Annotated in this window: 17 protein-coding genes; 7 read left to right on the top strand and 10 right to left on the bottom strand. The window is 33.9% G+C overall.

Annotated features, from left to right (window positions below; all coding sequences use genetic code 11):
- Window positions 1-8 precede the first annotated feature (8 nt).
- The 3 genes from BLV84_RS10690 to BLV84_RS10680 all read left to right on the top strand — a co-directional run bounded on the left by BLV84_RS10690 (window position 9) and on the right by BLV84_RS10680 (window position 2,697).
- Entirely contained in the window at window positions 9-728 is a 720-nt protein-coding gene (locus BLV84_RS10690; RefSeq protein WP_234953142.1) for a tRNA1(Val) (adenine(37)-N6)-methyltransferase, read from the top strand.
- Between the two features lie 116 nt (window positions 729-844).
- Complete coding sequence (locus BLV84_RS10685; protein WP_093245025.1) at window positions 845-2,023, top strand: acyl-CoA dehydrogenase family protein; 1,179 nt, start codon at window positions 845-847, stop codon at window positions 2,021-2,023.
- A gap of 62 nt (window positions 2,024-2,085) precedes the next feature.
- Window positions 2,086-2,697: a DUF3050 domain-containing protein gene (locus BLV84_RS10680; protein ID WP_093245021.1), complete on the top strand. Its 612-nt coding sequence runs from the start codon at window positions 2,086-2,088 to the stop codon at window positions 2,695-2,697.
- A 54-nt stretch (window positions 2,698-2,751) separates the two neighbouring features.
- On the opposite strand, the gene BLV84_RS10675 is transcribed toward BLV84_RS10680, so the two are convergent.
- The 7 genes from BLV84_RS10675 to trmB all read right to left on the bottom strand — a co-directional run bounded on the left by BLV84_RS10675 (window position 2,752) and on the right by trmB (window position 7,330).
- The gene (locus BLV84_RS10675) at window positions 2,752-3,078 is read right to left on the bottom strand and encodes a 2Fe-2S iron-sulfur cluster-binding family protein (protein WP_093245016.1); all 327 of its coding nucleotides are present in this window, start codon (window positions 3,076-3,078) and stop codon (window positions 2,752-2,754) included.
- A gap of 3 nt (window positions 3,079-3,081) precedes the next feature.
- A complete protein-coding gene (locus BLV84_RS10670; protein ID WP_093245012.1) occupies window positions 3,082-4,143 on the bottom strand; it encodes an NAD(P)/FAD-dependent oxidoreductase in 1,062 nt (353 codons plus the stop codon).
- 79 nt (window positions 4,144-4,222) lie between these two features.
- Window positions 4,223-4,465, bottom strand: coding sequence for a NifU family protein (locus BLV84_RS10665; RefSeq protein ID WP_093245008.1), 243 nt, complete (start codon window positions 4,463-4,465; stop codon window positions 4,223-4,225).
- A 4-nt stretch (window positions 4,466-4,469) separates the two neighbouring features.
- Entirely contained in the window at window positions 4,470-5,609 is a 1,140-nt protein-coding gene (locus tag BLV84_RS10660) for an Mrp/NBP35 family ATP-binding protein (protein ID WP_093245003.1), read from the bottom strand.
- Between the two features lie 83 nt (window positions 5,610-5,692).
- Window positions 5,693-6,025, bottom strand: coding sequence for an MGMT family protein (locus BLV84_RS10655; protein WP_093244998.1), 333 nt, complete (start codon window positions 6,023-6,025; stop codon window positions 5,693-5,695).
- Window positions 6,022-6,651, bottom strand: coding sequence for a LysE family translocator (locus tag BLV84_RS10650; protein ID WP_093244993.1), 630 nt, complete (start codon window positions 6,649-6,651; stop codon window positions 6,022-6,024). The genes BLV84_RS10655 and BLV84_RS10650 overlap by 4 nt, the downstream gene beginning before the upstream one ends.
- Before the next feature lies 1 nt (window position 6,652).
- Entirely contained in the window at window positions 6,653-7,330 is a 678-nt protein-coding gene (gene trmB / locus BLV84_RS10645; protein ID WP_093244988.1) for a tRNA (guanosine(46)-N7)-methyltransferase TrmB, read from the bottom strand.
- A 60-nt stretch (window positions 7,331-7,390) separates the two neighbouring features.
- Between trmB and BLV84_RS10640 the strand changes: the two genes are divergently transcribed.
- Window positions 7,391-8,449, top strand: a complete 1,059-nt coding sequence (locus BLV84_RS10640; protein WP_093244984.1) for a glycosyltransferase — start codon at window positions 7,391-7,393, stop codon at window positions 8,447-8,449.
- Here the strand turns inward: BLV84_RS10640 and BLV84_RS10635 are convergent.
- Window positions 8,421-9,467, bottom strand: coding sequence for a sensor histidine kinase (locus tag BLV84_RS10635; RefSeq protein ID WP_093244978.1), 1,047 nt, complete (start codon window positions 9,465-9,467; stop codon window positions 8,421-8,423). The genes BLV84_RS10640 and BLV84_RS10635 overlap by 29 nt on opposite strands.
- On the bottom strand, window positions 9,467-10,153 hold the full coding sequence (locus BLV84_RS10630; RefSeq protein WP_093244973.1) for a response regulator transcription factor: 687 nt from the start codon (window positions 10,151-10,153) through the stop codon (window positions 9,467-9,469). Before BLV84_RS10630 ends, BLV84_RS10635 begins: the two co-directional genes overlap by 1 nt.
- A 344-nt stretch (window positions 10,154-10,497) precedes the next feature.
- On the opposite strand from BLV84_RS10630, the gene BLV84_RS10625 reads away from it, so the two are divergent.
- A complete protein-coding gene (locus BLV84_RS10625) occupies window positions 10,498-12,153 on the top strand; it encodes a T9SS type A sorting domain-containing protein (RefSeq protein WP_093244969.1) in 1,656 nt (551 codons plus the stop codon).
- 69 nt (window positions 12,154-12,222) lie between these two features.
- On the top strand, window positions 12,223-13,203 hold the full coding sequence (locus tag BLV84_RS10620) for a LuxE/PaaK family acyltransferase (RefSeq protein WP_093245186.1): 981 nt from the start codon (window positions 12,223-12,225) through the stop codon (window positions 13,201-13,203).
- Window positions 13,204-13,352: 149 nt separating this feature from the next.
- Here BLV84_RS10620 and tyrS read toward each other — a convergent pair whose 3' ends face one another.
- Complete coding sequence (tyrS, locus tag BLV84_RS10615; RefSeq protein WP_093244964.1) at window positions 13,353-14,648, bottom strand: tyrosine--tRNA ligase; 1,296 nt, start codon at window positions 14,646-14,648, stop codon at window positions 13,353-13,355.
- Window positions 14,649-14,716: 68 nt separating this feature from the next.
- On the opposite strand from tyrS, the gene BLV84_RS10610 reads away from it, so the two are divergent.
- Window positions 14,717-15,730 (top strand): NAD-dependent epimerase/dehydratase family protein, encoded by a 1,014-nt coding sequence (locus BLV84_RS10610; RefSeq protein ID WP_093244959.1) that lies wholly within the window; start codon window positions 14,717-14,719, stop codon window positions 15,728-15,730.
- Window positions 15,731-15,736: the final 6 nt, after the last annotated feature.

Raw genomic sequence — 15,736 nt, 5'->3', positions numbered from 1 at the left:
CTTCAGTTTTGTCAGAGAAACCATTTCGTTTTAAAGAGTTTACTATCCATCATCAACATGCTGCCATGAAGGTTGGCACTGATGCTGTTTTACTTGGTGCTTGGGCAAAAATTAATGACAATACTAAAAGCATTTTGGATGTTGGCAGCGGCACAGGCATTATTGCTTTACAGCTTGCACAACGCAGTTATGCTGAACAAATTGATGGGATTGAATTAGATGATTCCGCTTTTGAAGAATGTGTTCACAACTTTGAAGAAAGTCCGTGGAGCGACCGTCTGTTCTGTTATCACGCTAGTTTTCAAGAATTCACTGAAGAGGTCGACGAAACTTACGATCTCATTGTCTCTAACCCACCTTACTTTAAAAAGCAAAACAATTTAAATTTAGATCTTTCACGTGAAAAAGCACGTTTTCAAGATGCCTTAACTTTTGAAGAATTGATATTTGGCGTTAAAAAATTTCTATCTCAAAAAGGAAATTTCTCAGTGATTATTCCTGCTCAAGCTGAAAATGAATTTCTTAAAATCGCTGAAAAATATCAACTCTATCCTTCTGATATTTTAAATATAAAAGGACGAAAAGAAACTGAAATTAAAAGAAGTTTGATCAATTTGACGTTTACTAAAACAGAAACGCTAATCTCTGAACTTGTGATTGAAAATGCGAGACATGATTACACTGAAGAATACATCAATTTGGTAAAAGATTTCTATCTCAAAATGTAAACTGGCTTCTTATAAAAAACAAACTTGTTTTGACTAAGAATTTTCTAAAATTATAACAAAAGTCAAGTCAAGATGATCTGAATATTCCTTAAATTTGGGTCAATTTATTAGAAATTATGAAACAAGATACTTTTCAAGCTCCAGATTATTACAATATTGATGATTTATTAACCGAAGAACACAGACTTGTCAGGCAAGCTGCCCGTGATTGGGTTAAAAGAGATGTCAGTCCGATTATTGAAGAAGCAGCACAAAAAGCTGAATTCCCGAAATCAATTATCAAAGGTCTTTCAGAGATCGGTGCCTTTGGCCCGTACATTCCAGAAGAATATGGCGGCGCAGGTTTAGACCAAATTTCTTATGGCTTAATCATGCAAGAAATCGAGCGTGGTGATAGCGGTGTAAGATCAACTGCATCTGTACAATCATCACTCGTGATGTTCCCGATTTACGCTTATGGAACTGATGAACAAAAAAAGAAATTTCTTCCAAAATTAGCTTCAGGAGAATTTATGGGTGCTTTTGGTTTAACTGAACCAGATCACGGTTCTAACCCAAGCGGAATGACATCAAACTATAAAGATAAAGGTAATCATTACCTACTCAATGGTGCAAAAATGTGGATTTCGAATGCTCCTTTTTGTGATATCGCTGTTGTTTGGGCGAAAAACGAAGAAGGTCGTATCCATGGATTAATTGTAGAGCGTGGCATGGAAGGATTTTCAACACCGGAAACACATAACAAATGGTCGCTAAGAGCATCAGCAACAGGTGAGCTTATTTTTGACAACGTGAAAGTTCCTAAAGAAAATTTACTAACTGGCAAAAGTGGTTTAGGCGCTCCACTTTCTTGCTTAGATTCTGCAAGATTTGGTATTGCTTGGGGTGCAATTGGTGCCGCGATGGATTGCTACGACACGGCTTTAAGATATTCAAAAGAACGTATGCAATTTGACAAACCTATTGCAAGCTTTCAGCTACAACAAAAGAAACTTGCTGAAATGATTACTGAAATCACAAAAGCACAATTGCTTGCTTTACGCTTAGGTCAACTTAAAAACGAAGGCAAAGCGACTACAGCACAAATATCTATGGCAAAACGTAACAATGTAGACATGGCAATTAATATCGCTAGAGAAGCAAGACAAATGCTTGGTGGCATGGGAATTACTGGCGAATATAGCATTATGCGACACATGATGAATTTAGAAAGTGTCATCACTTACGAAGGAACACACGACATCCACCTACTAATTACAGGTGCAGATGTCACAGGAATTCCTGCTTTTAAATAAAAAAAAATTAATTTTTACTTCAAAAGCGGTTTTAATCAAAGCCGCTTTTTTTATTATTTAATATGAGCTGTATAAAGAACTTAGAAGAAATATCGAGACAAAATGAAAGTGAAACCAGAGATCACTTTTTATTTCCACTGATAGAAAGTCCTCAGGATTTAAATTGCTTTTTGGAAAGTTATGCAATTGAAATTTATTATTTAGAAAAGATGAATTCAAACAAAGATAATTCTTCACCTGAAATTACCGCCTTGTTTGATTATCTTGATATAAAATTTAATGACATTAAAAATATTGAACTATCTCAAGCTCAATTGGATTTTTTTGATTTTTATTATTCAAAAATTTCTTCAAGTCAAAAGCATCATAAGTTAGTTTTTTCAGTTTTCAGTCAAAGAAAAGTGATTGCAAATCTATCTTTAAATACTATTAAATATTTACAACAAAAGTTTCCAAAACATAATTTTGAAATTTTGAAAATGTTTTTTGAAAAAGAAATAAAGAATGAGCATCTAACTCAAAACCTAAAAAATGAACTCAAAGAAATGATTGTTTATCAGGACACAAATTGTGAAAAACTAATCGAAAATTTAAAAACATTTTATCAGCTTAGGGAAAAAGTTTGGAATCAGATTTTGAAAACAATTCAGTTACAAAAAGGTATTGCAAAATAGAACTGCTGCCAATTTATTCAATCAACAACAGTGTTTAAATGTTATAAAAATATATTATTCTTCAGGTGCTAATTCTACGACTAGGCCTTCTAAATCTTCAGTAATAGGAATCTGACACCCCAGCCTACTATTTTCTTTTACATGAAAAGCTTCAGCAAGCATGGCTTCTTCGTCCATTTCCATTTCTGGTAACTCAGTGTCGGACTTAATATAACATTGACAAGATGCACACATAGCCATTCCGCCACAAATACCAATTGTTCCTTCTGGGGCCAATTCGTATGATCTTACGATTTCCATTAAATTCATCGCTATGTCAGTAGGCGCATCAACGACATGAGTTTCTCCCTCACGATCTGTAATCGTTATTTTGATATCCATAAATTAATCGATTGCTTTAACCACAGCTTTAGGTGCTTCTTTTTTTGACCCATCAAAACCTGTTACACCACCAACAGTTGTATATTTCATCACGTAACGTTTATCAGGAAAAATACGCTGGTAAGCACTTTGGCACATCATCGTAGCTTCATGAAAACCGCACAAAATCAATTTGAGTTTACCTGGATATGTATTCACATCGCCAATGGCATAAACACCAGGAACATTCGTTTGGTAATCTAATGAATTATCAACTTTAATAGCATTTTTTTCAATCTCTAATCCCCACTTTGAAATTGGTCCTAATTTAGGAGACAATCCAAAAAGTGGAATAAAATGATCTGTTTCTATTTTAAAATCCTCTTCAGGATTATTGTTTTTTCTAATGACGAGAGATTCAAGCTGGCTTTCACCCTCTATACCGACAACTTCAGCTGGAGTGATTAGTTTTATTTTACCTAAATCTTTTAATTCTTTAACACGATCGACAGATTCTAGAGCACCTCTGAATTCATTTCTTCTATGAATCAAAGTCACTTCTGAAGCAATATCAGCAAGGTAAATAGACCAGTCGAGAGCTGAATCACCGCCACCTGCAATAACAACAGATTGATCACGGTAATCTTCAGGATTCTTCACCATATAAGAAACACCTTTCTTTTCGTAATCTGCTAGGTTTGATATTGGTGGTTTTCGAGGCTCAAAGCTACCCAAACCACCAGCAATAGCAACAACTTTGGCGTGATGTTTTGTACCTTCATCTGTCGTAACGATAAAAGTTCCATCATCAAGTTTTTCTAGATCCTGCGCTCTTTCTCCTAATGTAAATCCAGGCTCAAAGGGTTTGATTTGCTCCATTAGATTATCAACCAAATCACCAGCTAAAACTTCTGGATAACCTGGTATATCATAAATAGGCTTTTTTGGATAGAGTTCAGCAAGTTGTCCACCAGGCTGTGGAAGCCCGTCAATTAAATGGCATTTTAATTTCAATAATCCTGCTTCAAAAACTGTAAAAAGTCCTGTTGGTCCAGCACCTATTATAAGAATATCTGTTTCAATCATATTTTTTTACTTTGAAAATGCAAAGGTCATTGATCCTAAAAAGAATTCAAATGACTTTTGTCAAATTTGCTTAATGTTTTTAAGCCTTCACATTTGTCACAGATTCAATCTGCGGCACGTGTTTTTTAATTGTCATTTCAACACCAGACTTCAATGTCATTTGGTTAACTGTGCAATCGATACAAGTCCCAAGCAATTTCACTTTTACATGCTTATCATCTTCGATCTCAAGCAGCTCGATATCACCACCGTCATTTTTAAGAAATGGTCTGATTTCTTCAAGTGCAACTTGCACTTTATCATGTAATTCTTGTCCTGTCATTATTCTACTTATTTACAGCGCTACAGCCAGCCATCGTTGTGATTTGAATTGCTTCCGTTTCAGGTAAATTCTCATTACGATCAACAACTTGCTGTACCACATTTCTTGTTAGTTCTAAAAATGCATTACTTAATAATGTATCATCTTGTAATGCAGCAGGCCTTCCGATATCGCCAGATTCACGAAGACTTTGTACAAGTGGAATTTCACCTAAAAATGGAACATCTAAGTCTTTTGCGAGATAGCTTGCTCCCTTTTCACCAAAGATGTAATATTTATGATCTGGCAATTCAGCTGGTGTGAAGTAAGCCATATTTTCGACAATACCTAAAACTGGTACATTGATACTTTCTTGGTTAAACATTGCAACACCCTTTTTTGCATCGGCTAAAGCAACATTTTGAGGCGTACTCACAACAACAGCGCCTGTAATAGGCATTGATTGCATGATAGATAAATGAATATCTCCAGTTCCTGGAGGTAGGTCGACTAAAAGGAAATCTAACTCTCCCCAATCAGCATCAAAAATCATTTGGTTCAATGCTTTTGCAGCCATTGGTCCTCTCCAAATAACGGCTTGATCTGGTTTAGTAAAAAAACCAATTGATAGCATTTTGACGCCGTAGTTTTCAATAGGTTTCATTTTTGATTTACCATTTACATTGACTGATAATGGTTTTTCATTAGCAACATCAAACATAATTGGCCCAGAAGGTCCGTAAATATCAGCGTCAAGCAAGCCAACTTTAAAACCAAGTTTAGATAAACTAACAGCTAAATTAGCTGTGATTGTAGATTTTCCGACGCCACCTTTACCAGAAGCAACTGCGACTATATTTTTAATACCTGGAATAGGCTTACCTTTAATCTCGTTTGTTTGTTTCTTTTGAGATGATGCTTCAACAGAAACTTTAACTTCAACTTTTGCTTTTTCATAAACCTTTTCGTGGATAGCTTTCATTACATCTACTTCGGCACGTTTACGAATATTTAAAGCTGGTGTTTTCAATTTCAAATCAACAATAACCTCATCACCAAAAGTGATTATATTTTGAACTGCACCGCTTTCAACCATGTTTTGACCCTCGCCAGCAACGCTTATTGTTGACAATGCCTTTTTGATATCTTCTTTATTGAGTTTCATAAACTTATGGGATATTTATTAAGATTTAATCTAAATGCAAATATACGATTTATGCGATTAATAAAGATGCTTTTATCTTGATTTTAATAGAGTTCGAACGGATCCCAAAAAACTTCTTGAAAATTCTTAATCTGATCATTTTCAACAACATGACCTTCAGCCTCAAGTCGTTTTTGCATCAGATCAATTTCATTAAAATGATGTTTTCCTGTCAAGACGCCATTTCGGTTTACAACGCGATGAGCAGGTAATCCAGCGTCACTTTTTAATGAATTATTCATGGCGTAACCAACAGTTCTTGCGCTTTTGGTTGCGCCTATTGCTTTTGCAATTGCTCCATAACTGGTGACTTTTCCATCAGGAATTTGACGGACAACCTCATAAACTTTTTCATAAAAATCTTCTGTCTTTTTCATCCGCCTTTATAATAAATTCTCCATGTAGTAACGCAAGCCAAGATAAGCATCAAAGCTGCCATGAAATAGTTTGAATATTTTTTAAAGGTTGTGGTCTTATCTTCAATTTTTATAAAAAAAACAATGTAAGCATATAAGGTTGTAAATGTCCCCAATGCCGCACTTAAAGCAAAAAGAATAATATTTATAATCGTGAATTTAAATTCGAACTCAGATCCAAAAACAGTTGATAAAACTACAAAATAAGGAATAGGAAAAACATTTAAAGTAGCAATTAAAAGACCGTTTAAGAAGCTACGAGAAGATTTCGATTTACTTATCTCATTTTTGGATTTACTATAAATCGCTGTAAATAAAAAATAAAGCATCATCAAAATTAAAATCACCAAACCTGTTCTTAACAACATCCCTTTAACAAATGGATGATTAAAAATATATGAGGACAAAAGAACTGAAACTGTGGCTTGAATTAAAACGATAATACTGGCGCCAACAGCCATCATAAATGCAGCTCTTTTACCACGATTGAGGCAAGCTTTTGCAACAGACATATTGATTAGACCAGGCGGAATAACTCCAGCCAAGGCTGCAAGGTAAGTGAGTATATAAACTTGTAGCTCTACCAAATTATGATTTAAAATTAAATTTTAAATATGTAATCGCTTTGTTTTCTTTCAAATATTGCGATTCATAAAAAGTTTGGATGCCTACAACTTCTGTTGGCGCTTCATGATTTACGTAAATATCATGATGTGCATATATGATATTATAGGATAAACCTTCTAAAATACCTAATGTATAACCATGCATAAATTCACTATCTGTCTTTAGATGCATAATTCCTTCTGGCTTGAGAATATGTTTATATTTTTCTAAGAAAGCAGGATTTGTCATTCTATGTTTTGTTCTTTTCCATTTAATTTGAGGATCAGGGAAGGTAATCCAGATTTCGCTGATTTCATTTTCTTCAAAAATATGATGGACGAGCTCTATTTGTGTTCTGATAAAGCAAACATTATCAAGATTCTCTTCTGTAGCTGTTTTTGCGCCTCGCCAAAAACGTGCACCTTTAATATCGATACCAATAAAATTTTTGTCAGGATTCTGTTTAGCCAACTCAACAGTATATTCGCCTTTGCCACAACCAAGCTCTAATACAATTGGATTTTCATTATTAAAGAATGAAGAAGCCCACTGGCCTCTGTATTTCATTCTTTCTTCAACGACTTCTTCTCGCGTTGGCTGTATAACATTTTCAAATGTTTCGTTTTCTTTAAAACGTTTTAATTTATTTTTACTCCCCACAATTAAATTTTTTGTAAAATTAAGGATTTAAAGGTTGTACTCAAACTGAAATAAAAATTGATGCGAAAATTAAATATTCTTGTAGCACCACTTCATTGGGGTTTGGGTCACGCGACGCGTTGTATTCCGATTATTAGAAAACTACTATCTCAAGAGCACCGCATTGTGATTGCAAGTGATGGCAAAGCTTTAGACATATTAAATAAAGAATTTCCAGAATTAAAAAGCTATCAATTTCAATCTGCTGATATTATTTATAGTCAAGGGAAAACCTACATGAAACTCAGCTTATTTAAAGCGAGTTTTAAAATGCTTCTTCATATAAAAAGAGAAAAAAGGATAACACGTGAAATTTGTAATGCTGAAAAAATCGATTTAATTATTTCTGATAATCGCTTAGGCGTCAGAAGCAAAACTGTAAAATCGGTGATCGTTTCACATCAGCTCAACCTTAAATATCATTTTTCAGCTTGGCTCCCTCATGTTATTTACAGATATTTCCTTAATAAATTTGATCAAATTTGGGTTCCTGATAGTCGAGGGGAAAACAAATTAAGTGGTCGGCTATCTCAATGGAAAAAAGCTGAGAATAAAATACATTACATCGGCTTATGTTCTGCTTTTAAAAAAAAAGAAGCTCCTTCAACTTATGATTTTTGTGTTTTGTTGTCTGGCCCAGAGCCTCAGCGCAGTTTATTAGAAAAAAAATTGATTGCTATTTTTGAGAAGAAAGAAGAAAAATCAATTATGATAGGTGGACGCTTAGAGGATGAACAGAAAACCTTCAAATATCATAGATTCACTTATGTCAATTATATGACAAGTCAGGAACTTTCTGACACACTTAATGCATCGTCATATATAATATGTAGATCTGGTTATTCAAGTTTGATGGATTTAGCGCGGCTTCATAAAAAAGGAATTCTGATTCCGACACCTCAGCAACCAGAACAAATTTATTTAGCCAAACACCTCAAAAAGAAAGGAATCTTTGATTACAAAAATCAAAAAGACATTGAAGCCGCAGATTTCATGAGTATGGACCAAAAATACACTGGATTTCAAAAATTGAATTCTGAAGATACTAAACTCATTCTTCCTGATACTTCGTTAGAGTAAATGAGAATTCACTACCAACACCATATTCACTATCGACTTTCACTTTTTCTTGATGCGCTTCAACAATATGTTTAACAATAGACAAACCTAAACCCGAACCGCCTTCTTTACGTGATCCACTTTTGTCAACTCTGTAAAAGCGTTCAAAAAGTCGAGGAATATTTTGAGCCTTAACACCTTCTCCATTATCGCTAACGCTTACTTTTATTTTATGAGAAGAAATGTCTTCAACGACCATTTTAACAATCCCTCCCTTTTTACCATACTTAATTGAGTTAACTACTAAATTTGCTAAAACCTGCTGCATACGTTCTTTATCAGCTTTAACAAAAATTGGTTTTGCATAAGAGTGGATACTGATACTTATTTCTTTTTTGGCAGCTTTCATTTCCAACAAATCATGCACGCCATCCAAAAGTTCATTGATATCAAATTTCTCTTGAAAAAGATTAAGATCACCTGTTTCTAATTTGGTAATCATATCTAGATCTTTCACGATGTATATCAAACGATCAACACCTTTACTAGCTCTTGCCAAGTATTTATCTCTAACTTTTTCATCATTAGAAGCGCCATCAAGCAAAGTCAAGATATAACCTTGCACTGTAAACAGTGGCGTTTTAAGCTCATGAGCTACATTACCCATAAATTCTTTTCGGTAACTGTCACGACCTTTTAGAGTCTCTATTTCTAATCTTTTATGTTTGGCAAATCGCTCAACTTCTGCAGTTAAAGTTTTCATATCTGAAGTTAATCGTTGAGAACTCAAAGACTCGGCATCTAACAATGCAACGCTATCATAAACAGATTTAACACGTTTGTATATAAAATACTCTATACGTAATTGTATAATAAAAAAAGAAAAGATATAACAAAGCAGTGCAAATATCAAGATAGAAAGCCATAAGACTTCAAAAAAATAATACTGGTAAACAAGAATAAGTGCACTTAGAAATAATGTGATATAAGTCGAAGTGAAAAAAGCAAATTTATATGAGCGTTTATATTTAATAGACATTAAACAACAAATTTATAACCAACGCCTTTAACGGTCTTAAATCTATCGTTACCAATTTTCTCACGCAGTTTTCTAATGTGAACATCAATTGTACGGCCGCCCACAATCACTTCATCCCCCCAAACTGTATTGAGGATATCTTCACGTTTGAAAACCTTTTCAGGTTGAGAAGATAGCAAAGCGAGAAGCTCAAATTCTTTTCGTGGGAGCGAAAATTCTTGATCAGCTTTAGTGACTTTATATTCATCTCGATTAACAGTCATATCGCCAACGCTGTAAATATTTAATTCTTCAGGTCCTTCAGTTCTAAAACGACGCAGCAAAGCTTTGATTTTGCTCATCAATACTTTAGGCTTAATAGGCTTGGTAATATAGTCATCAGCTCCAGCATCGTAACCTGCAACATGAGAGTAATCTTCTGCTCTTGCTGTTAAAAATGTAATGACGGTATTTTCTAAACCTTTAATCTCTCTAATTTTCTCACAGGCTTCAACTCCATCCATTTCAGGCATCATCACGTCTAAGATGATGAGTTCAGGCTTTTTCTTCTTGGCTTTCTTAACAGCCTTAGCGCCATTTTCAGCTTTTACAACCTTGTAACCTTCTTGTTTAAGATTATAACTTAATATTTCTAAAATATCCGGATCGTCATCTGCAATTAAAATTGTAATCTCTGATTTTTCCATAAAGATTTTAAATATTTCTGATACAAATTTAGACAAATATATCAGACACCTAAATTAATAAATAATTATGATAAGGAGTTTTTTAGTAAACTTTAGTTAACCTTTAATAACTAAAAAATATTATACCAAAAAGAGCAGTTTGCATTTTCAATAATTGATAATGTTCATTAACTCTTTTAGTTTTTATTATCAAATAAAAATACTATTAATTTTTCCTTTATCAAATCCATATTTTAAAAATGATAATCATGACTTATATCATCAAATCGTTAAGTCTATTAACTTATGAATGACAAATAGCTTAAAAAAGCCTATATTTGAAGCGAAAATTAAAAACAAACATTATGAAAAAAATTACTTTATTATTTGCTTTGCTTTTTAGCTTTGCGATGGTTGGTCAAAACTTGGCAACCAACGGTAGCTTTGAAGATTGGACATCAGGTGCACCTGACGGATGGCCAGTTATTGATTTTTCAACAACTGACTTGACAGAAAACACTGATGCAGCTTTTGTTTCAGAAGGTAACTCATCTGCAAGTGTTAATTTACTTACTCAGGATCAAGGAAATACTGACATCAGACAGTCAGTGAGTTTAGTTAGCGGAACAACTTATAAGGTAAGTCTAGATGTTTACGCAACTAACAGCCAAGCAAGAGTTAGAGTCTTTAACGCTACTGGTTATGAACCAAGCCAATATTCTGATCCTGCTGTTATTAACCAATGGCAAACAATTTCTTTTGAATACACGCCAACAGCAGATGGTTCTCAAGAATTTGGTATTCGTTTTTATGATATCGCTGATGACTGGGTTGATGGTTCCTTATTTTACATTGACAACTTTAAAGTTGAAGCATTATCTGGTCCTGCATTAGCAATTTTAACACCTGCTGAAGGTCAAAACATTTCTTCTGGTGACGTTGACGTTGAATTTAGCGTTCAAAACTTCGCTTTAGGAAATGGAACTGGTGATGGCTATATCTCTTACACTGTTGATGGTGGTACACCAATTGCTCAATATGATTCAACTCCTATTAGCCTAGTTGGTTTAAGTGAAGGTGCACACAGTGTTAGCATGGAATTGCTTGATCAAAGCGACCAACCTTTATCTCCTGCTGTAACTGCTGAAGTTAACTTTAATGTTGTTTCTACAAGTACTGTTTCTGATATCGCAGCTTTAAGAGCTAGCGCTCAAGATGGAAGCCTATTCACTTTATCAAGCGAGGCTATATTGACTTTCCAACAAAACTTTAGAGGTCAAAAGTATATTGAAGATGCTACTGCTGCTATATTAATTGATGATCCTGCTGGAAACATTACAACATCTTATAATATTGGAGATGGTATCACTGGGATCACAGGTTCTGTATCTGAATACAACGGTATCATGCAATTCATCCCAAGTGAAGATCCAGGTGTCGCAACTTCTAATAACAACGAAATTGTGCCACAAATTATCACGATTAATGAGTTGCTTACAAACTTTAATAACTACGAATCTGAAGTTGTTGCTATCGAAAATGTAACAATTACTGAAGGTGATGGTACTGCAATGTTCGCTGCAGGAACTAACTACACTTTAACCGATGGATCAAACTCAACTATTCTTAGAACTCAATTTCAAAATGCTGATTTTATTGGTGAAGTAATTCCATCAACTCAATTAAACAATGTTGTAGGTATTGTTTCTGAATTTGGAGGAGATGGTCAGTTATTCCCAAGAAGCTTAGATGATTTCAATGCAACTTTAGGAAACACATCTTTTGACGCTACTGAATTTAGCGTTTATCCTAACCCTACTCAAGGAACTTATGTAAACATCAACACTTCAAATTCAGATGATTTTACTGTTGAAGTTTATGATATTTTAGGTAAAGCAGTTATTTCTCAAGAAATGAACTCTAACGAAAGCTTGAACATTTCAGCTTTAAAATCTGGAGTTTACTTAGTTAAAATCACTCAAGAGTCAAATAGCATTACAAAGAAATTGATTGTTAGATAATCAATTTAAAATAAATATATTTGCAAAAGCACCTCTGTTGAGGTGCTTTTTTTGTCTGAAACAATTTTTATGAAACTTGAAGAAGAAATCTTTAATATTCAATCTGAGGAAGATTTTATCAAAACTTGTTTAAAAGTTTTTCGATACCAATATGAGCATACTTTGGTTTACCAGAAATATTGCGATTTGCTTAAGGTCAATCCAGATGAGGTAAAAAAAACAGCAGAAATTCCTTTTTTGCCTATTGAGTTTTTCAAATCTCATAAAGTTTTAAATAAAAACTGTGATGCTGACATTCAATTTATGAGTAGCGGTACAACTGGTCAGCAAAGAAGCATTCATTATGTTGCTGATACAGATTTATATGAAAAAAGCTGTCTTCTCACTTTTGAGAAGTTTTATGGTTCAGTTGAAGATTTCACGGTTTTAGCTTTGTTACCTTCTTATTTAGAAAGAGATAACTCATCCTTGGTTCACATGGCAAATGACTTTATTAAAAGAAGTCAATCCAGTGAAAGTGGCTTTTATTTAAACAACCTAGACGAACTCGTCAAAACTTTAGAAAACCCCGAAATCAAGAAAAAGAAAGTTTTATTAATCGGTGTCACTTTTGCTTTGCTAGATCTTGCTGAAAATTACCATGTTGATCTTGAAAACATTATTGTCATGGAAACAGGCGGCATGAAAGGCAGACGCAAAGAAATGATTCGTGAAGAAGTACATCAATTATTAAAAAAGAGTTTCAATACAGATAAAATACACAGCGAATATGGGATGACAGAACTATTGTCGCAAGCCTATAGCAAAGGCCATGGAGTTTTCGATTTACCAAAACAAATGCAAGTATTAATACGTGATACTGAAGATCCTTTACAGCTCATTGGTGAAAATAAAAATGGGGGTATTAATGTTATTGATCTTGCAAACTTACACTCATGTAGCTTTATTGCAACACAAGATTTAGGAAGAAAATTAACAAAAAGTAAATTTGAAGTGATAGGAAGATTTGACAATAGTGATATTAGGGGCTGTAACCTTATGGCGTTATGACTTTTATATAAAAATATAATTTTTATTTGAAAATCATTTTTTAATTGAAAAATTGTTTTATGTTTGTGGTAGGATGAAGTTTTTTCATAATAGATTGGTTAGTTAAGGTAAAGCCCCGAATTTTCGGGGCTTTATTATTTTTACAGCCTTTATGATCTTACAACTAAAAGATAATTCTGCTTCTTCCCTTTACTTATTAGCACATATTTACTGTTAATAAGGTCCTCTGGACTCATTTTTTTATCAGCATCAATTTTTTGTTTATTCACCGATATAGAGTTTTGCTTTAAAGCTCTTCTCGCCTCTCCTTTTGATTTCATAAACCCAGACAAGGTCGTTAAAACCTCAACAATTTCTAAATCATTAAAATCTTCTAAGCTAGTTTCAGCTTGAGGCACACCATCAAACACATCCAAAAAAGTTTGTTCATCAATTGACGCTAAATCATCAAAAGTTGATTTACCAAAAAGAACTTGCGTTGCCTTTTTGGCTTTTTCTAATTCAACTTCACTGTGAACCGTGATTGTTAAATCTTCAGCCAATACTTTTTGTAAAGTTCTCAAGTGAGGTTCTGCTTTATGCTTTTCAATTAAGCCTTCAATCTCTTCTTGATCTCTAAAAGTAAAAATCTTGATAAACTTTTCTGCATCATCATCACTTGTATTTAACCAGAATTGGTAAAATTTAAAAGGAGATGTTTTTTCAGGATCTAACCAGATATTACCAGAGGCTGTTTTTCCGAATTTAGCTCCATCAGCTTTTGTGATTAAAGGACAAGTCAAGGCATAACCTTTTTCTTGGTCAACTCTTCTTATCAGCTCAGTTCCGGTTGTGATATTTCCCCACTGGTCACTACCACCCATTTGCAAACTGCATGAATGATGGCGAAATAAATGTAAAAAATCATAGCCTTGAACCAATTGATAAGTAAATTCAGTAAAACTCAGACCGACTTGAGATGATGCATCTAATCTTTTCTTGACAGAGTCTTTAGACATCATATAATTGACAGTCATGTGTTTTCCAACATCACGAATAAAATCAATGAAACTAAATTCTTTCATCCAGTCATAATTATTAACCAAAATTGCAGCATTTTCAGCATCACTTTCAAAATCTAAAAACTTAGATAATTGTTTTTTAATGCCTGCTTGGTTTTTTGCAAGCGTTTCTTCATCTAGTAGATTTCTTTCATCTGATTTCCCAGACGGATCACCTATCATTCCAGTTGCACCACCAATTAAAGCAACAGGTTTATGACCTGACAACTGAAAATGTTTTAACAACATCACACCAACCAAATGCCCAACATGAAGTGAATCTGCAGTGGGGTCAATACCAACGTATGCAGCTCTTACCTCTTCATTCAAATGCTCTTGTGTACCTGGCATGACATCGTGTACCATTCCTCTCCAGGTGACCTCTTTTACAAAATCCTTTTTCATCTTTTAATAATTTGGTACAAAGATATTATAATGCTTCTTTTTTCCTATAACCTGAGTATATTTACAGCATGAATTTAGTGACAGGCGCAACAGGTTTTTTAGGCACGCATCTATTAGCCAAATTAATTCTTCAAAAAGAAAGATCAATTGCTATTTTTAGGAGTGAACTAAAGAAAAAACACAGTATTGATGTTCTTTTAAAATATGATGCAATTACCTCAGAATCTATTTCTGAAAACATCAAATGGGAAAAAGCGGACATTTTAGATGTTCCTAGATTAGAAGAGATTTTTAAAACTCAAATTAAGCATCTTTACCATTGCGCTGGGCTTATCAGCAATTCGCCTTCAGATTATAAACAAATGAGACGATTACATATTGAGGGAACTAAAAACATTGTCAATTTTGCTTTGGATTACGGAGTTGAAAAACTTTGTCACGTCAGCTCAATTGCGACACTGAGTCCTGATGAAATTTCTGACCGAATCACCGAAAAAATCACGATCTCTGAGCAAGACAAAACAAACATTTATGCCATTGCAAAATATGGTGCAGAGCGAGAGGTTTGGAGAGCAACGCAAGAAGGCTTAAATGCAGTTATTGTGAACCCTGGTGTTGTGCTTGGTGATGGTTTTGAAGCGTCAGGCAGCGGATTAATCCTCAAAAAGGCAAAAGCTGGTTTTTCTTTTTACATTCCTAAACAAACGGGATTTGTTGATGTTTATGATTGTGTTGAAATCATGTATCAACTCACACAACATGAGGTTAAACAACAACGTTTTATCTTGGTCAGCGAAAATACAGACTTTAAACGTGTGATGACGCTTATCGCTAATGCGTATGGTGCAAAACCTCCTAGCATTAAGCTTAGCAAAACTTTGATGTATATTCTCTGGGTGATAGAATCGATGATTTCTGTGTTTGGCTACAAGAAACAAATCAACTTGAATTTAATACAAAATCTGAATTCTAAATTAATTTACGATAATTCAAAAATCAAAGAGCTATTAAATTTTGAATTTAGATCAATAGAAGACAGTATCAAACTTATCGCATATCACGATAAAGAAGAAGAATCTTAAAGTTGT

Origin of the sequence: Psychroflexus halocasei (assembly GCF_900107595.1) — a bacterium.
Taxonomy (GTDB): domain Bacteria; phylum Bacteroidota; class Bacteroidia; order Flavobacteriales; family Flavobacteriaceae; genus Psychroflexus; species Psychroflexus halocasei.
The sequence above is the reverse complement of the archived record's forward strand: the minus strand, read 5'-3'. Positions and strand labels throughout refer to the sequence as shown.